Origin of the sequence: Pseudoalteromonas sp. S327, assembly GCF_005886415.1 — a bacterium.
Classification (GTDB): Bacteria; Pseudomonadota; Gammaproteobacteria; order Enterobacterales; family Alteromonadaceae; genus Pseudoalteromonas; species Pseudoalteromonas atlantica.
This window is the reverse complement of record NZ_PNDP01000025.1, coordinates 39,242-57,881: the sequence shown is the minus strand read 5'-3', so window position 1 is coordinate 57,881 and position 18,640 is coordinate 39,242. Positions and strand designations below refer to the sequence as shown.

Annotated in this window: 13 protein-coding genes; 10 read left to right on the top strand and 3 right to left on the bottom strand. The window is 41.4% G+C overall.

Going from position 1 to position 18,640, the window contains the following annotated elements; translation table 11 throughout:
- Positions 1 to 508: 508 nt before the first annotated feature.
- The 8 genes from pgi to CWB60_RS08580 all read left to right on the top strand — a co-directional run bounded on the left by pgi (position 509) and on the right by CWB60_RS08580 (position 11,674).
- The gene (gene pgi / locus CWB60_RS08615) at positions 509 to 2,155 is read left to right on the top strand and encodes a glucose-6-phosphate isomerase (RefSeq protein ID WP_138579810.1); all 1,647 of its coding nucleotides are present in this window, start codon (positions 509 to 511) and stop codon (positions 2,153 to 2,155) included.
- A gap of 268 nt (positions 2,156 to 2,423) precedes the next feature.
- Positions 2,424 to 3,896, top strand: coding sequence for a glucose-6-phosphate dehydrogenase (gene zwf / locus CWB60_RS08610; RefSeq protein WP_004589178.1), 1,473 nt, complete (start codon positions 2,424 to 2,426; stop codon positions 3,894 to 3,896).
- Between the two features lie 3 nt (positions 3,897 to 3,899).
- Positions 3,900 to 4,610 (top strand): 6-phosphogluconolactonase, encoded by a 711-nt coding sequence (gene pgl / locus CWB60_RS08605; RefSeq protein WP_138579809.1) that lies wholly within the window; start codon positions 3,900 to 3,902, stop codon positions 4,608 to 4,610.
- A 338-nt stretch (positions 4,611 to 4,948) separates the two neighbouring features.
- On the top strand, positions 4,949 to 5,656 hold the full coding sequence (locus CWB60_RS08600) for a SapC family protein (RefSeq protein WP_138579554.1): 708 nt from the start codon (positions 4,949 to 4,951) through the stop codon (positions 5,654 to 5,656).
- 245 nt (positions 5,657 to 5,901) lie between these two features.
- Complete coding sequence (locus CWB60_RS08595; RefSeq protein ID WP_138579556.1) at positions 5,902 to 6,930, top strand: isoaspartyl peptidase/L-asparaginase family protein; 1,029 nt, start codon at positions 5,902 to 5,904, stop codon at positions 6,928 to 6,930.
- A 95-nt stretch (positions 6,931 to 7,025) separates the two neighbouring features.
- Entirely contained in the window at positions 7,026 to 10,913 is a 3,888-nt protein-coding gene (hrpA, locus tag CWB60_RS08590) for an ATP-dependent RNA helicase HrpA (RefSeq protein ID WP_138579558.1), read from the top strand.
- A 74-nt stretch (positions 10,914 to 10,987) separates the two neighbouring features.
- Complete coding sequence (locus tag CWB60_RS08585) at positions 10,988 to 11,368, top strand: response regulator (RefSeq protein ID WP_024034218.1); 381 nt, start codon at positions 10,988 to 10,990, stop codon at positions 11,366 to 11,368.
- A gap of 9 nt (positions 11,369 to 11,377) precedes the next feature.
- Complete coding sequence (locus tag CWB60_RS08580; protein WP_138579560.1) at positions 11,378 to 11,674, top strand: PilZ domain-containing protein; 297 nt, start codon at positions 11,378 to 11,380, stop codon at positions 11,672 to 11,674.
- A 96-nt stretch (positions 11,675 to 11,770) separates the two neighbouring features.
- On the opposite strand, the gene CWB60_RS08575 is transcribed toward CWB60_RS08580, so the two are convergent.
- On the bottom strand, positions 11,771 to 12,961 hold the full coding sequence (locus CWB60_RS08575; protein ID WP_054983075.1) for a class I SAM-dependent methyltransferase: 1,191 nt from the start codon (positions 12,959 to 12,961) through the stop codon (positions 11,771 to 11,773).
- A 140-nt stretch (positions 12,962 to 13,101) separates the two neighbouring features.
- Here CWB60_RS08575 and CWB60_RS08570 point away from each other — a divergent pair, with 140 nt between their 5' ends.
- Positions 13,102 to 13,758, top strand: a complete 657-nt coding sequence (locus tag CWB60_RS08570) for an HD domain-containing protein (protein WP_004589186.1) — start codon at positions 13,102 to 13,104, stop codon at positions 13,756 to 13,758.
- A gap of 1 nt (position 13,759) precedes the next feature.
- Positions 13,760 to 14,188 carry a VOC family protein gene (locus tag CWB60_RS08565; protein WP_064386669.1) on the top strand — a complete coding sequence of 143 codons (429 nt, stop codon included), beginning with the start codon at positions 13,760 to 13,762 and terminating at the stop codon, positions 14,186 to 14,188.
- On the opposite strand, the gene CWB60_RS08560 is transcribed toward CWB60_RS08565, so the two are convergent.
- Together CWB60_RS08560 and CWB60_RS08555 are read right to left on the bottom strand one after the other, a co-directional pair.
- On the bottom strand, positions 14,185 to 15,180 hold the full coding sequence (locus CWB60_RS08560) for a response regulator (RefSeq protein ID WP_138579562.1): 996 nt from the start codon (positions 15,178 to 15,180) through the stop codon (positions 14,185 to 14,187). The two genes, CWB60_RS08565 and CWB60_RS08560, sit on opposite strands and share 4 nt — an antisense overlap.
- Before the next feature lie 9 nt (positions 15,181 to 15,189).
- Complete coding sequence (locus CWB60_RS08555) at positions 15,190 to 18,522, bottom strand: MHYT domain-containing protein (protein WP_138579564.1); 3,333 nt, start codon at positions 18,520 to 18,522, stop codon at positions 15,190 to 15,192.
- Between the last annotated feature and the right edge of the window lie 118 nt (positions 18,523 to 18,640).

Sequence of the window (18,640 nt, the reverse complement as noted above, 5' to 3'; positions counted from 1 at the left end):
AGTTTTGAGGATGTTTTAACCACCTATAAAGCTAGGCGAGTGCATACGATGCATTTTATGCTTTGGGCCTATAATGTTTCGAAGTTTAATTTGCAGCAGTGTGTTTGGTATTTTTACATGGATGTTTGCCAGTAACGTAACGCAAGAGCCGTTAATGAGCCCACTAGGGAACAAACCTCGCGCCAAGATTAAATTGTTTCTAGTTTGTACAAATTTTAATCCTAAAAGGTCAGCAGGCCCTAATTCATGAATATTTAATAAATGTTGTTTAAACTATTAAATGCTTAAAATTTGTGGGTAATTAATTCATAAAATTTTTATGATACCGGTGTCAAAAGTAAAAAATTGCGTTATTATCTGCATCATAAATTATAAAAACAGCATTTTTATTACTTTTTTCGTTATACTAAGCGCTTGCTTTTTTACTAGCACTACGCGCAATTAGCGAAGTCTTTTTACCTAAAACTGTTTTTAAATCATTAATTTAAATATTTTAGAGGATATTTACATGTCTAATCGTTCGCAATTAGCAAGTTGGCAAGCACTACAAAATAGTGCCGCGCAGATGAAACAAACCCATCTAAAAACGTTATTTGCACAAGATGATACACGATTTGATGCATTCTCTACTCAAATTCCGGGTGTGTTGTTTGATTATTCAAAGCAGCGTATTGATAAAACTATTTTTGCACAACTCATCGAGCTTGCTAAAGAGTGTGACATTGCCTCTTGGCGCGACAAGATGTTTAGCGGTGAAAAAATCAATATTACAGAAGAGCGTGCTGTTCTTCATACTGCTTTACGTAATCGTGCCCATACACCTTTAGTTGTTGACGGCGAAGACGTAACGCAAGCGGTTGATAACGAATTAGCAAAAATTAAAACCTTTGTAGAAAAAGTACGCAGTGGGCAGTGGGTAGGCTACACAGGTAAAGCAGTAAAAGATGTGGTAAGCATTGGTGTAGGTGGTTCAAACCTAGGCCCGCAAATGGCAACCGAAGCGCTAAAAGCACTTGCTGATGACACTTTAAATGTCCATTACGTATCTAATGCTGACGGTGTTCAAATTGCCTCTGTATTAAAAGCAATTGACCCAGAAACAACCTTGTTTGTTATTTCATCGAAAACATTTACCACGTCAGAAACCATGACCAACGCCAAAACGGCCGTTGATTGGTTTTTACAAACAGCAAAAGATGACAGCGCCATTGCTAAGCATTTTGTTGCTGTGAGCACAAACTTAGAAAAAACCGCAGCCTTTGGTATTAGCGATGAAAACGTATTCACTATGTGGGATTGGGTTGGGGGTCGCTTTTCACTTTGGAGTGCGATAGGCTTACCTATTGCGTTATACCTAGGTTATGACGCGTTTGAAGCTATTTTAGAAGGCGCATTTGAAGTAGATGAGCACTTTAAAACCGCTTCATTTGAGCAAAATATTCCGCTTATAATGGCACTACTCAGTGTATGGAATACCAGCTTTTTAGGCTTTACGTCGCAAGCTATTTTACCGTATGACCAAGCGCTTCATATGTTACCTGCGTATTTACAACAAGGTGAGATGGAAAGTAACGGTAAACACGTAAACTTTGCTGGCGAAACCGTACCTTATACAACGGTTCCTATTATTTGGGGTATGACCGGTATTAACGGCCAACATGCGTTTTATCAGTGTTTACACCAAGGTAATGTAATTGTACCTGCTGATTTTATTGCCTCAGTTAAGCCGCAGGTAGCCGTAGATAAGCATCACGATATTTTATTATCTAACTTTTTAGCGCAAACAGAAGCAATGATGAGCGGTGTAGATGCACAGCAAGTCACTGAAGATTTAGCCGCTAAAGGTAAAACACAAGCACAAATTGATGAGTTACTAAATCATAAAATTCATCAGGGTAATCGCCCTACAACATCTATACTGCTAGATACAGTTGATGCAAAAACAGTAGGACGCTTAATTGCGCTGTACGAACATAAAATTTTCTGCCAAGGCATAATTTTAGAAATTTGCTCATTTGATCAATGGGGTGTAGAGCTTGGTAAAGGCCTTGCCTCTAAAATTGAAAGCGAACTAACCGATGACAGCGTAAAACACGCCCACGATAGTTCAACAAATGGCTTAATCGCGTACTACAAGCAACACCGTACGCAGTAATATATTCGCTTATGTAAATAAGCAAACCGAGTACCTTTGAACGGGTAGCGCTGGAGTTCTTAGGGCCTGTATTTTTGTGAGAGGATTTACAGGACTCCTAAGACTCATTTAATTGTGCGAACAGTCAAATAATAAATAAAACGCCATAGCGTAAAACATTCAATAGGCTTTTATTAACACTAAGAGCCACTGTCATTCAAGCACTAAACCTGCATACCAAGCGGCTTATGGAAGTCGCTTTTAGGTATTACAAACGTAGAGAGTAACTATGCTTAATCCTTTTGATATTATAATTTTTGGGGGCGGTGGTGATCTTGCGTTACGCAAATTGCTACCTGCAATGTACAGAGCATATCAAGAAGGCAACTTACCAGAAGGCTCGCGTATTCTGCCTACAGTGCGTGAAGAAAGTAAGCGTGCTGACTACATAGAAACAGCGCACAACGCACTGAAAGAGTTTTTAAGTAAAGGCGAATTTAACGCTAAAGATTGGAAAGCATTTTCTACTTACTTAGTGCCTGTAGTAAGCAACGTAACCGAAGCTGACGACAACTGGGATGTACTTAAAGGCATTTTAGATGAGCACGACAGCAATAAATCTCGCGTATTTTATTTATCACTTCCGCCTGCTGTTTACGGCACATGTTGTGAAATTTTATCAACGAAAGGTTTGATCACACCCACTTCACGTGTGGTTGTTGAAAAGCCAATTGGTTACTGCGGCGAATCAGCAGAGGCTATTAATGGTAAAATTGCAGAGTTTTTTGACGAAGAGCAAATTTTCCGTATTGACCACTACTTAGGTAAAGAGACAGTACAAAACTTAATGGCACTGCGTTTTTCAAATTCACTGTTTGAAAACATGTGGGATGCTAAATCTATTGATAATATTCAAATTAGTTTATCTGAAACGGTAGGCCTTGAAAGCCGTGCTGGTTTTTACGATAAAGCCGGTGCACTGCGCGACATGGTGCAAAACCACCTATTACAGTTATTGTGCTTAGTGGCAATGGAATCACCAAATAAACTAAACGCAAATAGCATCCGTACTGAAAAACTTAAAGTATTAGAAGCACTTCGTCCGTTACTAGAAGGTGACGTAGATGAAAATATCGTTCGCGGTCAATACGTACCAGGGGATTTAAACGGTAAAATTGTACCAGGTTACTTGGAAGAGCTTAACGAAGGTTCAAGTAAAACAGAAACCTTTGTGGCTATTCGTGCACACATTGATAACTGGCGCTGGGCGGGGGTACCTTTTTACCTTCGTACTGGTAAGCGTATGGCTAAACGTTGTGCAGAAATTGTGGTTGAGTACAAAAAAGTATCGCACAATATTTATGAAGAAAACGTGGGTAATATTGAGCCAAACCGCCTTGTTATTCGTTTGCAGCCGGAAGAGACGATTCAATTAACGCTTATGTCTAAGCGCCTTGATAATCTTGAAATGCAATTAGAGCCGGTAACGATGAATATTGAGCTTTCTCAAGCATACAGCAACGGTTTCCATTCTGATGCGTACAAACGCTTAATGCTTGATGCTGCAGCTAATAACCCATCGTTATTTATACACCGTGACGAAGTTCGTCAAGCGTGGAAATGGATAGATCCAATTATTGAGCGCTGGCAAACCAAAGGCAAACCTGCACTTTACCGTGCTGGTAGCTGGGGACCGGATGATGCTGATGAATTATTAGCTGAAAACAACCACGTGTGGTTTAACACAGGCGATAAGGCGTAAGGTATGGCAACACTTGTTGAAAAATTTTTTGACTCAAAAGATGAGTTAACCGCTGAGCTATCACACACGCTTGAGCAATCTTTACGTGATGGCATAAAAAGTGATGGCCGTGCTGTGCTAATGGTATCGGGCGGTTCGTCTCCGGCGCCGGCGTACAAGCACTTATCAACGCTTGATTTAGATTGGCAAAATATAGATGTAGCCATGGTTGATGAGCGCTGGGTTGAGCCAAGCCACGAAAAAAGTAATGAAGCGTTTATAAAAAGCACCTTGTTACAAAATTACGGCAGTGCCGCTAATTTTATTACCATGAAAAACGATGCAGCAACGGCCGAGCAAGGTACACAAGTCTGTGAGGCCGCTTATGGCGCTTTAAAAGCACCGTATGATGTAACAATTTTAGGCATGGGTCCAGATGGCCATACAGCGTCTTTGTTCCCACATGCGCAGGGTCTTGAGCATGGTTTAACAACACAGCAAACTGTGTGCGCTATTAATGCAATAGAAAGTGACGTGACAGGCAGCATTACAGAGCGCATGACACTGACTTTAAATGCAATAGCAAACTCTAAAGTGGTTAAACTCCTGATCAGTGGTGAAGAAAAGCTAGCGGTATACAAGCAAGCTAAAGCGGGTGGCGATGTAAACGATATGCCACTTCGCGCTGTGATAAACCACCCAAGCATAAATATTGAAGTGTATTGGGCGCCTTAATTTAGCCGCTTATTTACAGTTTAAAAAGGCAGCTTAATTAAGCTGCCTTTTTATTTGGCTAAATAACATGCTAAACCTATTCAAAAAATACCGTCAAACTGTTAACCAATGTTAATGGTTTTTATGGTGCTGTATTAAAACTACCCGTTATTTGTACTGTTTTTGAGCGTATTAGTTGCGTTTTTATTGTCTGTTTTTTAGCAACGCCCAGATTTAGTTAAACTTTATTTTTTCATGACGGTTGTCATAAAACTTTCCCTTCCTTTTTTCGTTCAAAAGCATTAGCCTAAAGGCATTAACAATGAAACATATATATTAAAAATAAACGGAGCAGTAACATGGCGGAGCAACAAGTACAGCCTTTACACAACGAAAAGCATGCCAACACTAAAATTCAAAACGGCATCAACGTTGAATTTATGAAAACTCAACATTTAGTGCCAGTAGTTGCACATGAGTTTGCACGCGTAGCAAATGAATTCCCAATGTCTTTTGTTAAAAACAACGAAAGCGGTACTTTCCAAGCAGTTGCAATGTTTGGCCTAGAGCCTGGCGAAAACCTGTTTGTAGAAGATGGTAAATGGACAGCAGCTTTTGCTCCTATGGCATCAACGCGTTACCCATTAGGTCTAGTAAAGCACCCTGAGCAAGAACAGTACGGTATTGTGATTGACGAAGCAAGCTCGCTTGTAGGTGAAGAAGAAGGCAACGCATTATTTGAAAATGGTGAAGAAACAGACTACTTAAAGCGTCGTAAAGAGTCTTTAGTGTCTTTCATTGAGTTTTCTCAAGTAACAGAGGCATTCACTAAATACTTAGCTGATAAAGAGCTACTAGTAGCGCAAACGCTAACTGTAGACATTAAAGGCGAGAAAAAAGACATCAACGGTATTTACCTTATCGATGAGAAAAAACTTAACTCGCTTAGCGATGAAGAATTTTTAGAGCTTCGTAAGCGCGGTTACTTAGCACCTATTTATTCGTTCTTAACATCTACTCACCAAGTAGCACGTTTAGCACGTTTAAAAGCTAAGCAAGACGCGTAATTACATACACGTTTAGTAAAAAGCGCCTGATGGCGCTTTTTTTGTGCCATTAATCTTACTCTATGCCAATTGGGTTAAAAAGTAGGGATGATGAAGGGAAATAACGCCCCCGTATTTCGCTTTGTTATTAGGCTGTTTATTAGCTGCTTAAATAAAGCGCTAACTTAATGCCGTTGATATTAGTTGAAAAAATACGTGTAACCATTCAAAGTAAATTCAATACTAAATTTAAAAAAGAGCGCACTATGAAAAAAACATTCTTATTGTCAGTTTTAGCCAGCGGCTGCTTAACACTAAGCACGCAAGCATTAAGTGAACAAGCCCCGTTTGCTATAGCGATTCATGGTGGAGCAGGCACAATTGAAAAAGCAAAATTTACCCCAGAGCAAGAAAAAGCCTACCGAGCAAAACTAGCCGAAGCTGTTGAAGCGGGTTACACCGTACTTGAAAAGGGCGGCGAAAGTTTAGATGCAATCACCACTGCTATTGAAGTATTAGAGCAGTCGCCTTACTTTAATGCTGGGCGTGGTGCAGTGTACACCTATGATGGCAGCCATGAGCTTGATGCCTCAATAATGGATGGGCGAAACCGTCAAGCGGGTGCGGTCGCTGGCGTAAAGCACATAGAAAGCCCAATTCAATTAGCCCGCTTAGTAATGGATAACTCAGTACACGTAATGCTTAGTGGTCAAGGCGCTGAAGAATTTGCCAAAGAGCAGGGCGTTGCGCTGATAGAAAATAATATATTTGATACTAAGCACCGTTATGAAGCACTTTTAAAAGCAAAGCAAAAATTAGAAAAAGCAACCAGCAAAAACTACCAAGCTGCGCATAAAGCCCTGCCAACAAGTTATAAAATGGGCACCGTAGGCGCAGTGGCACTTGATAAAAACGGCAATTTAGCCGCAGGTACATCTACAGGTGGCATGACCGCAAAACGCTTTGGCCGCATTGGCGATTCCCCTGTTATTGGCGCGGGTACATTTGCTGAAAACGATTCGTGTGCGGTATCGGCCACCGGTCACGGCGAGTATTTTATTCGCTACAGTGTTGCCAGTGATATTTGTGCACGCGTTAAATATCAAAATAAAACCATTGAACAAGCTGGGGATGAGGTTATTAACCAAGTACTTGCGCCTATAGGTGGTACAGGTGGGGTTATTATTGTGGATGCTAAAGGTCATATTAGTATGCCATTTAATACCTCGGGCATGTACCGAGCAAGCAAATCGAACACGCAAGCAACCTTTGTGGGAATTTTTAAAAACCAATAGCGTGATATATAAGCCTTATAGGGATTGTAGGATTAACGCTGCGCGTTTATTTTGATACTATTAGCCCTCATTTATTAAATTTATAAGGTGTGCGGGTGGTAAACCTAGGTCAGTTGTTTGGCGAGCTTAAAACGTGCTTAAAAAAAGATCAGTTTATATTTAAAAAACGCTTACATGGCGTAAAAAAAATACAAGATGAGACTAAGCAGGCCAATGCCCTTGAAAAAATAGCGGCTGATATTACCCGCAGCCAGCAGCTACGTGAAAAACGTTTAGCTGAGCTGCCCGCTGTAACGTACCCTGAGCAATTACCGGTAAGTCAAAAAAAGGACGTCATTAAAGACGCCATTGCGAATAATCAAGTGGTGATTATTGCCGGTGAAACAGGCTCAGGTAAAACCACGCAAATACCAAAAATGTGTTTAGAGCTTGGCCGTGGGGTTGATGGCTTTATTGGCCATACCCAGCCACGACGTTTAGCCGCGCGCAGTGTAGCTAACCGCATTGCTGAGGAAATGAAATGTGAGCTTGGCCAACAAATCGGTTTTAAAATACGTTTTAGCGATCAGGTTTCTAATAATACGTATGTAAAACTGATGACCGACGGTATTTTGCTCGCCGAAATACAACAAGACCGCTTTTTAAATCAGTACGACACCATCATTATTGATGAAGCCCATGAGCGCAGCTTAAATATCGATTTTATTTTAGGGTATTTAAAAAACTTACTGCCAAAGCGCCCCGACTTAAAAGTTATTATTACCTCGGCGACCATTGATCCTGAACGTTTTTCAAAGCACTTTGATGATGCGCCAATTATTGAAGTGTCGGGACGTACATTCCCCGTTGAGGTGCGCTATAACCCTATAAGCGATATAAATAAAGACGCTATGGAAGCCGAAGGCGACCAACTGCAAGGTATTTTTGATGCGGTAGATGAGCTGTGCGCTGAAGGGCCCGGGGACATTCTCATATTTTTAAATGGCGAGCGCGAAATACGCGATACTGCAGAGGCGCTCTCTAAACGTAATTTAAAACACACCGACGTATTACCACTTTACTCGCGCTTATCTAACGCAGAGCAAAATCGTATATTTGCCCCGCATTCGCGCCGCCATATTATTTTATCAACCAACGTGGCCGAAACCTCATTAACGGTGCCGGGTATTCGTTATGTAATAGACCCAGGTACAGCGCGTATTAGCCGTTACAGCTATCGTACTAAAGTACAGCGTTTACCTATTGAGCCAATTTCTCAGGCAAGTGCGAACCAGCGTATGGGACGCTGTGGCCGTGTTGAAGCGGGTATTTGTATACGTTTATACTCGCAAGATGACTTTATATCTCGCCCAGAATTTACAGACCCAGAAATACTGCGCACTAATTTAGCCTCTGTTATTTTGCAAATGTTGGCATTAGGGCTTGGCGATATGAGCGAGTTTCCGTTTGTACAAGCGCCAGATAGTCGCAATATTAACGATGGTTTAACCCTACTTGAAGAACTTCAGGCGATTAAGCCGAGTAAAAAGCGCCATCAAACGAGTTTAACGCAATCAGGGCGTGAGCTTAGCCGCTTACCGGTCGACCCGCGTTTAGCTAAAATGGTGTTGACGGCTAATAAGCTCGGTGCACTACGAGAAGTTATTATTATTGTGGCAGCGCTGTCGATTCAAGACCCCCGAGAGCGCCCGCAAGAAAAACGCGCCGCAGCGAACGAAAAACACAGTCGCTTTGATGACCCTGACTCGGATTTTATTGCTTTTTTAAATCTTTGGAATTACCTAGAAGAGCAGCAAAGTGAGCTGACAAATAGCCAGTTTAGAAAGTTGTGCCAAAAAGACTTTTTAGCTTATATGCGTATTCGTGAGTGGCAAGACATTGTTTATCAAATAAGCACTGTGTGCAACGAAATGAAAATTAAAGCCACCACGCAAGTGGCTGACTCAGAGCTAATACACAAAGCGTTACTGAGCGGCATGTTAAGTCACATAGGCTTTAAAGACGAAAAGCAAGTATATAAAGGCGCTCGTAATAGCCAGTTTCATATTTTTCCGGGTTCTGGATTATTTAAAAAGAGCCCCAAATGGATTATGTCGGCAGAGCTGGTAGAGACCAGTAAACTATACGCACGTATTAATGCCAAAATAGATATTAATTGGGTAGAGCCCCTTGCACAGCATTTAGTAAAACGAAGCTATTCTGAGCCGCATTGGGAGAAAAAACCAGGCGCTGTTATCGCGTTCGAGCAACAAACCTTGTACGGCTTATTGGTGGTTAATAAACGCCGCTGTGTGTATAGCAATATAGACCCTAAAGTTAGTCGTGAGCTGTTTGTACGCACCGCCCTTGTAGAGCAAGAGCTTGGCTTAAATGAGCAATTTTTGGCGTACAACCGCGAGCTAATAGAAGATATTCAGGTACTTGAGCATAAATCGCGACGTCGCGATATTTTGGTTGATGAGCAAACGTTATTTGAATTTTACGATAAAAAAATACCTAAAGAAATTAACAACCGTGCAGCCTTTATTAAGTGGTATAAAGCCCAAAAGCAAAAAGACAAACGCTACCTATACATGTCCCGTGAAGAGCTTATGCAGCACGGTGCAAGTAATATTACTGAGTTTGATTACCCTGATACATGGCAGCAAGATAATATCATTTTGCCACTGAGCTATCATTTTGATCCAGGACAAGCTGTTGATGGGGTGGCTGTACAAATACCGGTAGCACTTTTAAACCAAGTGCAAGAAACCGGGTTTGATTGGCACATACCTGCCTTTAGGCATGAGCTAATAAGCGGTTTAATTAAATCGTTACCTAAGTCGTTACGTCGTAACTTTGTACCTGCTCCCAATTACGCTGATGCTGTACTGGCCGCCATTGAGCCTATGCAAGGCAGCTTACTTGATGCACTTACTACACGCTTACTAAGAATGACAGGCGTAAAAGTAGATATAGAAGCGTGGGATCTAAACGCACTGGCGCCTCATTTAAGATTGCAGTTTGAGGTGCGTGATGAGCACGATAAATTGCTAGCACGCGGACTAGATTTAGCAAAACTAAAAGCACAGCTGCAAGGCAAAGTAACTGATACGCTATCAAAGGTGGCCGATAAAGGCATTGAAAAAGCCGATTTAACACAATGGGACTTTGGCGCTTTGCCTGCCTCGTACGTTAAAAAGCAAGGCCAATACGAAATAAAAGCTTACCCAGCGCTGGTAGATAAAAAATCCACAGCGGCAATTGAGCTCTTTGATAGTGAAGAAAAAGCCCAGCAAGCGCACCAGCAAGGTTTACGGCGTTTAGTATTATTAAATGTGCCGTCGCCAATAAAGTACCTTCAGCAAAACTTGCCTAATAAAGCCAAACTGGGCTTGTACTTTAATCCGTTTGGGAAAATTGCAGACTTAATTGACGATTGTATTGCCGCCGGCGTAGACAGCTTATTAATAAAGCATGGCGATATACGCGATGAAGACGCTTTTGATAAAGTTAAAGAGCAAATTAGGGGCGAACTAGGCGATGCTGTGGTAGAAATTGCCACCCAAGTTGAACAAGTTTTAAGCATTGCTCATGCGTTACATAAAAAAATGAAAGGGCGTGTCGATTTAACTATGATAACTGCCCATGGCGATATAAAATCGCAGCTTGAGTCACTTATCTTCAAAGGGTTTGTGAGCGCTCACGGTGCGAATAAAATGCCCGACCTAATTCGTTATTTAAAAGCGATTCAAAAACGTTTAGAAAAACTACCTGTTGATCCTAACCGCGATAGACTGTGTGTTTTAGAACTTGAAAAAGTAGCGCAAGAGTACAAAAAGCTCGTAAATAAAATTCCAAAAGGCTTACCTATTCCGCAACAGGTAAACGCTATTTTTTGGATGCAGCAGGAGCTTAGGGTGTCACTGTTTGCGCAAACCTTAGGTACCCCATATCCTATTTCTGCAAAACGCGTTATGAATGCGATAAAAGAGATAGAATAAAACTTGCATTTTCTATTAAGCTTAGTACCTTAATAGAAGGATTTATTTTTGGTTGAGAAGGAAGCGACATACCTATGTCCTCATCGGTTGAACATAAGATTAAGCGATTGTTAGTTGTAGATGACGAGTATTTTAATTATGAAATGCTTAAATCTGCCCTGACCTCAAAATTTGATGTTAGTTATGCTGACTCGGGTAAAAGCTGTTTGGCGTCGGCCATTGCTAACCCGCCGGATATTATTTTGCTTGATGTATGTATGCCTGGCCTCGATGGGTATGATACATGTCGGATGCTTAAGCACACGCCTGAGACTAAAAATATACCTGTTGTTATGGTTTCGGGCTTAGAGTCGCCCTCGGAAAAGCAAGCTGGCTTTGATGCAGGGTGTGATGCCTATGTAGTAAAACCGTTTTCGATGGGTACTTTATTTGAGCAAATAAACACGGTTGTTTAAAGGTGATGCATGTTTACTGAAGATAAGCGCAATTTTAGACGTATGCAGGTTAATACTCCTGCGCAATTAACAACAATAGAGCCAGTTGCTGGGCTAAATTATACCGCAGAATGTGTTGATTTAAGTGCCACTGGGTTATCACTACATTTAGATGACTTGCTTGAGCTCGATACTTTGTTACAGGTTAATATAGAGTCGACTCACCCAAGTATTGCCTCTTTAAATGCAACGGCTAAAGTTATACGTGCTAGCAAAGAAGAGGATGGCACCATCACCGCAGGATTAGAAATAGTTCAGTTTAATTAAATTGAATAAACACCAAGCGGCTGGCTTTTGCTATTGCAGGTGTTAAACAACGTTCGATTTTATTACCTACGTCCTTGTAGGTAATAACAATAATTTTTAGTAAACCTTACAAATCAAGCCTTTTAAATAAAAGCCTTCAGGGTAACTGCCAGCAATAGGGTGATCGGCCGCTTGATTTAAACGCTCCATAATCAATAGCTCTTTACCTGCATCTAGCGCAGCGTCTGCTACCACTTTTTGAAACAAGTTTTGCTCCATTAATCCAGAGCACGAGAAGGTAAGTAATGTACCGCCTGGTTTTAATATTTGCATAGCAATCATGTTTATATCTTTATAACCACGACACGCACCGGTTAACTGCGCTTTGTTGTCTGCAAATTTTGGAGGGTCCATCACAATAGTGTCAAACTGTTTGCCTTCCTCACGGTATTGGCGTAATAGCTTAAACACATCTTGTTTTACAAAATCGACTTTATTTAAATCTAAGTTATTGTGCTCTACGTTACGCTTAGCGGTATCCAGTGCTGGTTGTGATACATCAACATTAGTGACGTGTTTACAGCCACCACGTAGTGCGTAAAGTGAGAAAGTACCTGTGTAGCTAAAGCAATTTAATACGGTTTTATCTTTTGAAAAGCGCTCAAGTGCTGCGCGGCTATCACGTTGATCCAGGTAAAAGCCTGTTTTATGACCTTCTAAAATGTCTACTTCAAGCTTTAAGCCATTTTCTTCAATAACCACCGGCTCTGAAGGTTCGTTGCCCCACAGTACACCTTTAATAGGTTCTAAGCCTTCTTTGGTGCGCACGTCTACATCTGAGCGCTCATAAATATTCGCACCAGGAAAAATAGCCATTAACGCGCCTACAATTTCACCTTTATGGCGCTCAGCGCCGGCACTTAGTAATTGGCAAACTAAGGTGTTATCAAACTTATCAATGGTTACACCTGGCAAGTAGTCAGACTCAGCAGCACACAACCTAAAGCCAGTTAAACCGCCTTCGGCTATTGCATGCTCGCGGGCATGTAAAGCACGGCGTAAGCGACGCTCAAAAAAGTGTTGGTCTATTACTTCTTTTTCATCAAAGCTCCACACTCGCGCTCTTATTTGTGAGTGAGGGCTATAAGCAGCGGTGGCTAAAAATTTACCTTCGCTGTCGTGAATCGTGACCGTATCACCTAGGCCTGGCTTACCTTTAATTTTTTTGATGGCTTTTGAAAATAACCAAGGGTGTTTTCTTTTTAATGATTTTTCGCGACCAGCTTGTAGGTAAACGGCAGATGACATAAGGCTTCTCAGTTGTAATAAATAAGCGCTGTATTTTAGTCAAGCATAGGGCAACATACAATGAATGTTTTGCAAGGGAGGTGTAAAGCACGTTAAAGTACGGATAAATCTCATATAAATTAGTTTTTTGGAACATCACTGTGGCCAACACTGCTTTAAGCCCTGAGTTACAACAGCTTGATTCTCAATGTCGCTCATTTATTACTTCGTTAATACATGCCGATGTAGCACACGACATAACGCATATTGAACGCGTAGTGCGTGTTGCCATTCAATTATGTCACGCCGAGCAAGCCAATATGAATATTGTTTTGCCAGCGGCGTGGATGCACGATTGTGTTGCGGTGGCAAAAAACCACCCCGATAGAGCAAAAGCATCTACTATGGCGGCAGATAAAGCCATTGCGTTTTTAAAATCAATTAACTACGACGCATGTTTGTTTGATGATATTCATCATGCTATCGCTGCCCATAGCTTTAGCGCCAATATAGCGGTTAAAACTGTAGAAGCGCAAATCGTGCAAGATGCCGATAGAATGGACGCACTCGGTGCAATAGGCGTTAGCCGTTGTATGAAAGTAGGGGGCTCTATTAGCCGCTTACTGTATAACCCTGATGACCCATTTTGTGTTAACCGCGAAGCAGATGATAAAACCTATACCCTTGATCATTTTTTTATTAAATTGCTTCATATTGCTAAGAGCATGAATACGCCCTCAGCTAAAGCCGAGGCAGAGCGACGCACAGAGTATATGTATGCGTTTTTAGAGCAGCTAAAATCAGAAATTGGTCAATAATATGAGCGCTCCGTTATTATCGGGCATTGACCATTGCCACCTTAATGTTGAAAACATCCAAGAAGCGCTAAAGTGGTACAAGCAGGTACTAGGCTTTAGCGTAGTTGAAGAGCTTGCCTTTTGGGATGAAAATGGCAAAGGGCCACTCACACTTGAAGATAGCGCAAAAACAACGCGTTTAGCGTTATTTGAAGGACAAGGGCGAAGCAAAGGTATTGCGTTTGCAGCCACCGGTGCACAGTTTATTGGTTGGGTTGATTATTTAAATGGCTTAAACATAAAAACTGTACTGGCTGATCACGGTGTAACGTTTTCGCTTTATTTTAAAGATAACAGTGGGAATAGCCACGAAATAACCTCTCATGACTACCCGCACATAAAAGCGGTATATGGTGATGTAAAACAAGGCTCGCGCACGCGCAATACTTAGTGTTGCTCTTGATATGCGTTTTTAATTGCGATTATAGCATCGAGCTTATTTACAAATAAATTGATGAGGTGGGGGTCAAAGTGTTTACCCGCTTGTGCTTGCATATGCTCAAGCGCCTCTTCTACACCCCAAGCCTCTTTATACGGGCGTTTAGAGGTAAGGGCATCAAATACATCTGCAATAGCCACAATACGCCCTTCAACCGATATTTGTTCGCCTTTTAAACCATTAGGGTAGCCACTGCCATCCCACTTTTCGTGGTGCTCTATAGCCAGTTTATAGGCAAGTTGTAATAGCGGTGATGAGGAATTTGCTAAAATTTGCGCGCCAATAGCCGCATGCTGTTTCATGTGGTCAAATTCGTCAGGGGTTAATCGCCCAGGCTTTAATAAAATAGCATCCGGAATACCTATTTTACCTACATCGTGCATGGGGGCTGCTTGGCGAAGTAGCTCTGCTTGTTGCTCACCCATGCCAAATTCTAATGCTAATAATTTACTGTATTGGCTCATCCTAGCAATGTGCTCGCCAGTGTCTGTGTCTTTGTACTCTGCAGCGCGGCCTAACCGATGTACTAAATCAACATGGGCTTGCTTTAATTGCTCGGCTTGTACAAGCGATAAATGCGTTTTAACACGTGCGCGCACAATCGCGGGGCTAATAGGTTTAGTAATGTAATCAACAGCGCCAAGTTCAAAGCCTTTAAACTCATCGCTTTCATCGCCCAAAGCCGTTACAAAAATAATTGGGATATGCGAAAGCGCAGGTGTGCTTTTAAGTATTTCGCACACCTCAAAGCCATTCATATCGGGCATCATGATATCGAGTAATATAAGTTTAGGCTGTTCTTTTTCTAGTAGCGCAAGTGCTGCAGCGCCCGATTTAGCAAAAGACATACGGTATTGATTACCTAATACTTCTCGCATGACTTTTAAGTTAGCAGGTTCATCGTCAACGATTAATATACGTGGTTTGTCGTTGCTAAAATCCATTCAATATTCTCATTCTTGGGTAAACTCTTTAATTAGACCGTCTAGCACGTGTTGCGCCTGATCAAAGTCAAATTCATCAAATGCGTTTACAACCTCATTTACTTGAGTTTGTAGGTGTGCAGGGGCGTTATTTTCAAGCTGCGCAAGCAAAACATCGTTGAGCTCGGCGCTTTGCGCTTCATGGTGCAGCGTTTCACACAGTGACTTTAATTCAGCCGCGTTTAGCGTGCTTTTTTGCTCAGTATTTTCACTCTCAGCAGGCGTGATTTGTGCGCACTCATCGCCTGATATCAATTGCGTTATTGTCACTAACTCGTCTTTTATTTGTGTTACTAACGCTGTAGATTGCTCAGAAGTTTGCTCACGCTCTAAATTGGCTAATAAAGTCATTAATGTTGTTAGGCCTAAATTACCGGCGACCCCTTTAAGGGTATGTATCAGACTATTGGCGTTTTTAATCTCAGATAACTTACTGTTAAATAAAATATCAAATCGTTTATTGCTGTCATTTATAAATTTGGCAATTTCGGTTAACTGTTTGCATTTATTACCCCAAAGCATCACACCTTTTTCAAAGTCGATGTGTTTAGCCTCAGGGTCTGATTGGCTAATAACCATATCTTTAGCAATACCTAAGCCAAGCACCTGCGCAATCTCTTGGTTAAGCTGATTTATATCTATCGGCTTATTAGCAAAGCCGTTCATGCCGGCACGTTTAGCTGTGAGTTTATCTTGCTGTAGGACGCTTGCCGTTAACGCAATAATGGGGGTAAATTTAAGCTGCCTTTGCTTTTCTATGGCTCTAATTTTTGTGGTTGCTTCTATGCCATCACACTCAGGCATATGAATATCCATTAAGATGACATCAAAATCTTGTTTCTCGAATATTGCAATAGCCTCTAAACCGTTGCTTGCTTTGCTTACCAAATGTTGATCTTTAGAAAGTAATAACGAAAGCAGCTCGGTGTTTTGCTCAATATCATCCACCACAAGTACCCTTAGCGATGGTAATTGAGTGTGCAGGCCATCGAAATGGTCTATTTTTTCTGCATCGCCTTGTTTAAGCGGTAAAGAGAAGTAAAAGCAGCTACCTTTGTTTTCTTCACTGACTAGGTTTATAGTGCCGCCCATTAGCTCTACTAATTGTTTACTAATGGTTGTTCCCAGGCCTGTACCGCCAAAGCGACGAGTAGTGGTGCCATCGGCCTGAACAAACGGCTGAAATATAGCTTTAACACGGTCTTTGGCAATACCTATGCCGGTATCTTGCACTTCAAAAAAGAGCTGATCAGTTTGCGTAGTACTTACAGTGAGCTCAACCGAACCTTGCTCGGTAAATTTAATGGCGTTACCGATGAGGTTAGTTAAAATTTGCCTTAACCTATCTGGGTCGCCATAGTAAGTTGTGGCAACAGAATCTTTAATGTTCAACTTTAAACGCAAGTCTTTCTTTTTTGCTTCAAGCCAAAATGTCGAAATAATGCTATCGAGTACTTGTTTTAAACTAAAGTGAACGGGTTCAATAGTTAGCTTTCCGCGCTCAAGTTTTGCGGTATCAAGCACTTCGTTAAGTAACCTTAATAATGAACGCGCCGCATTATTAACTGTAACCAAGTGCTTTTGCTGTTCTTGGTTTAGCGGAGTGTCCATCAGTAGGTCGCTAAAACCGATAATAGAATTCATCGGCGTGCGGATCTCATGGCTCATATTAGCCATAAAAGATTGCTTAGCGTGCGCTGCTTCTTCAGCTTGCAATTTTGCCTGCTCAAGTTTGTCTTCGTATTCTTTTTGTTCTGTAATATCAACCAATACCCCATCTATCCACTGCGGGTTATTATCTTTATCACAGGTAATACTGCCTTTATCTAATACCCAGGCAACTTTGCCGTTACGGTGGCGAATACGATACTCTACCGAGTACTTTAAACTTGAGGTCATGGCTTGCGCTACGGCTTCGTTTACCGTTGGCTGATCTGTTTTCAAAATAAGATCGTTAAGTTCTATGCAGCTTTCTGTGAACTCTTCTGGCGTGTACCCTGTTAGTTCAGCCACTGTTGGGCTGATAAATAACATGCTCCAGTTTTCGTCGTACTTACAGCGAAAAGCAGCGCCAGGCATATTATCCATTAAAGAGCGGTACTTTTGCTCTTTTTCAATAAGACTTTGCTGCATAGCGCGTTGTTCGGTTAAATCGGTGATAAAGCCAACATATAACGGCATATGGCCTGGCTGATTAACTTCCCCTATACCTAAGCGAATAGGAAAAAGGTGGCCATCTTTGTGTTTGGCAGACACATCCCTATTTATACCAATTACTTTACCTAGATCTACATTTTTGGCGTGAGACAAATAGCCATCATGGTGGCGAGCGATTTCATCGGCCATCAGCATTTTTACATTATGACCTTGAACTTCGTTTTCTCGCCAACCAAAAATTTTGCTGGCAGCTTCGTTAAAGCTCAAAATAATGCCGGTGTGATCTATAGTCACAATGCCATCAATAGCAGTGCCTAAAATAGCATTTAGTCGAGATTCATCCGCCGATTTTTCCTCAAGCAGTAAGCGGTATCTAACCATGCCATTTATAACTGCAATGACACAGGTTATAGCAACGGTCGCGGTAGCTACGGCAATAGCCACAAAAGCAAGCTCAGTGGTTGACTCTTCGTAATCGGGTAAAAGCGGAGAGGTTGCAACAAAGCGGGTAGCAGCCATACCCATATAGTGCATACCAGCCACCGCTGAGCCTAAAATAACAGCGGTAATAGAGCGCGCTTGCAGTTGTGATAAATTAGGTAGCAAACGCGTTAAATGATAACGCGTAAAAAGTGCTATGAACGATAAACCAACAGCGACCACAATTGATAAAGCAAATATGATTGCATCGTAACGTAGTAACGGGGCCAGCTCCATTGCTGCCATGCCGCTGTAGTGCATTGTACCAATGCCTGAGCCTAGTAAAATAGAGCAAATAATAAGGTGTTTGTATGACCCTTGCGATTTTACTAAAATCGAAAAAGCGTACTGACATGCAATAAACGCCGGTAAAAAAGACAAAACGGTAATGATTGGGTCGTAGTGTATTTCTGTGCATAACGAAAAGGCCAACATACCTATAAAATGCATACTCCAAATACCGGCCGATAAAACAGTGGCACCGGTCACATTGGCTAAGCGTTTATAGCTTTCGAATTGCGTTTGCTTTGCTACATCAACCAACCAGATCGTAAAAAAGGCAGCAAAAATAGCGGTAATGACCGATAAACTAACCAGTATAGGGTTATATGCACCGTTGATAATGAGGCTCGGATCGTGGTCGGTTATAAAAAATGCAGACAGCATAGTGGCTCAAATTAGTATCTTTATTGAACTAGTTTAATAGATTTATTATATAAATAAACTGTTAATCTAATAATTTATATTATAAATCAGCGAGGTTACTTTTTAGCATTAAAGTATT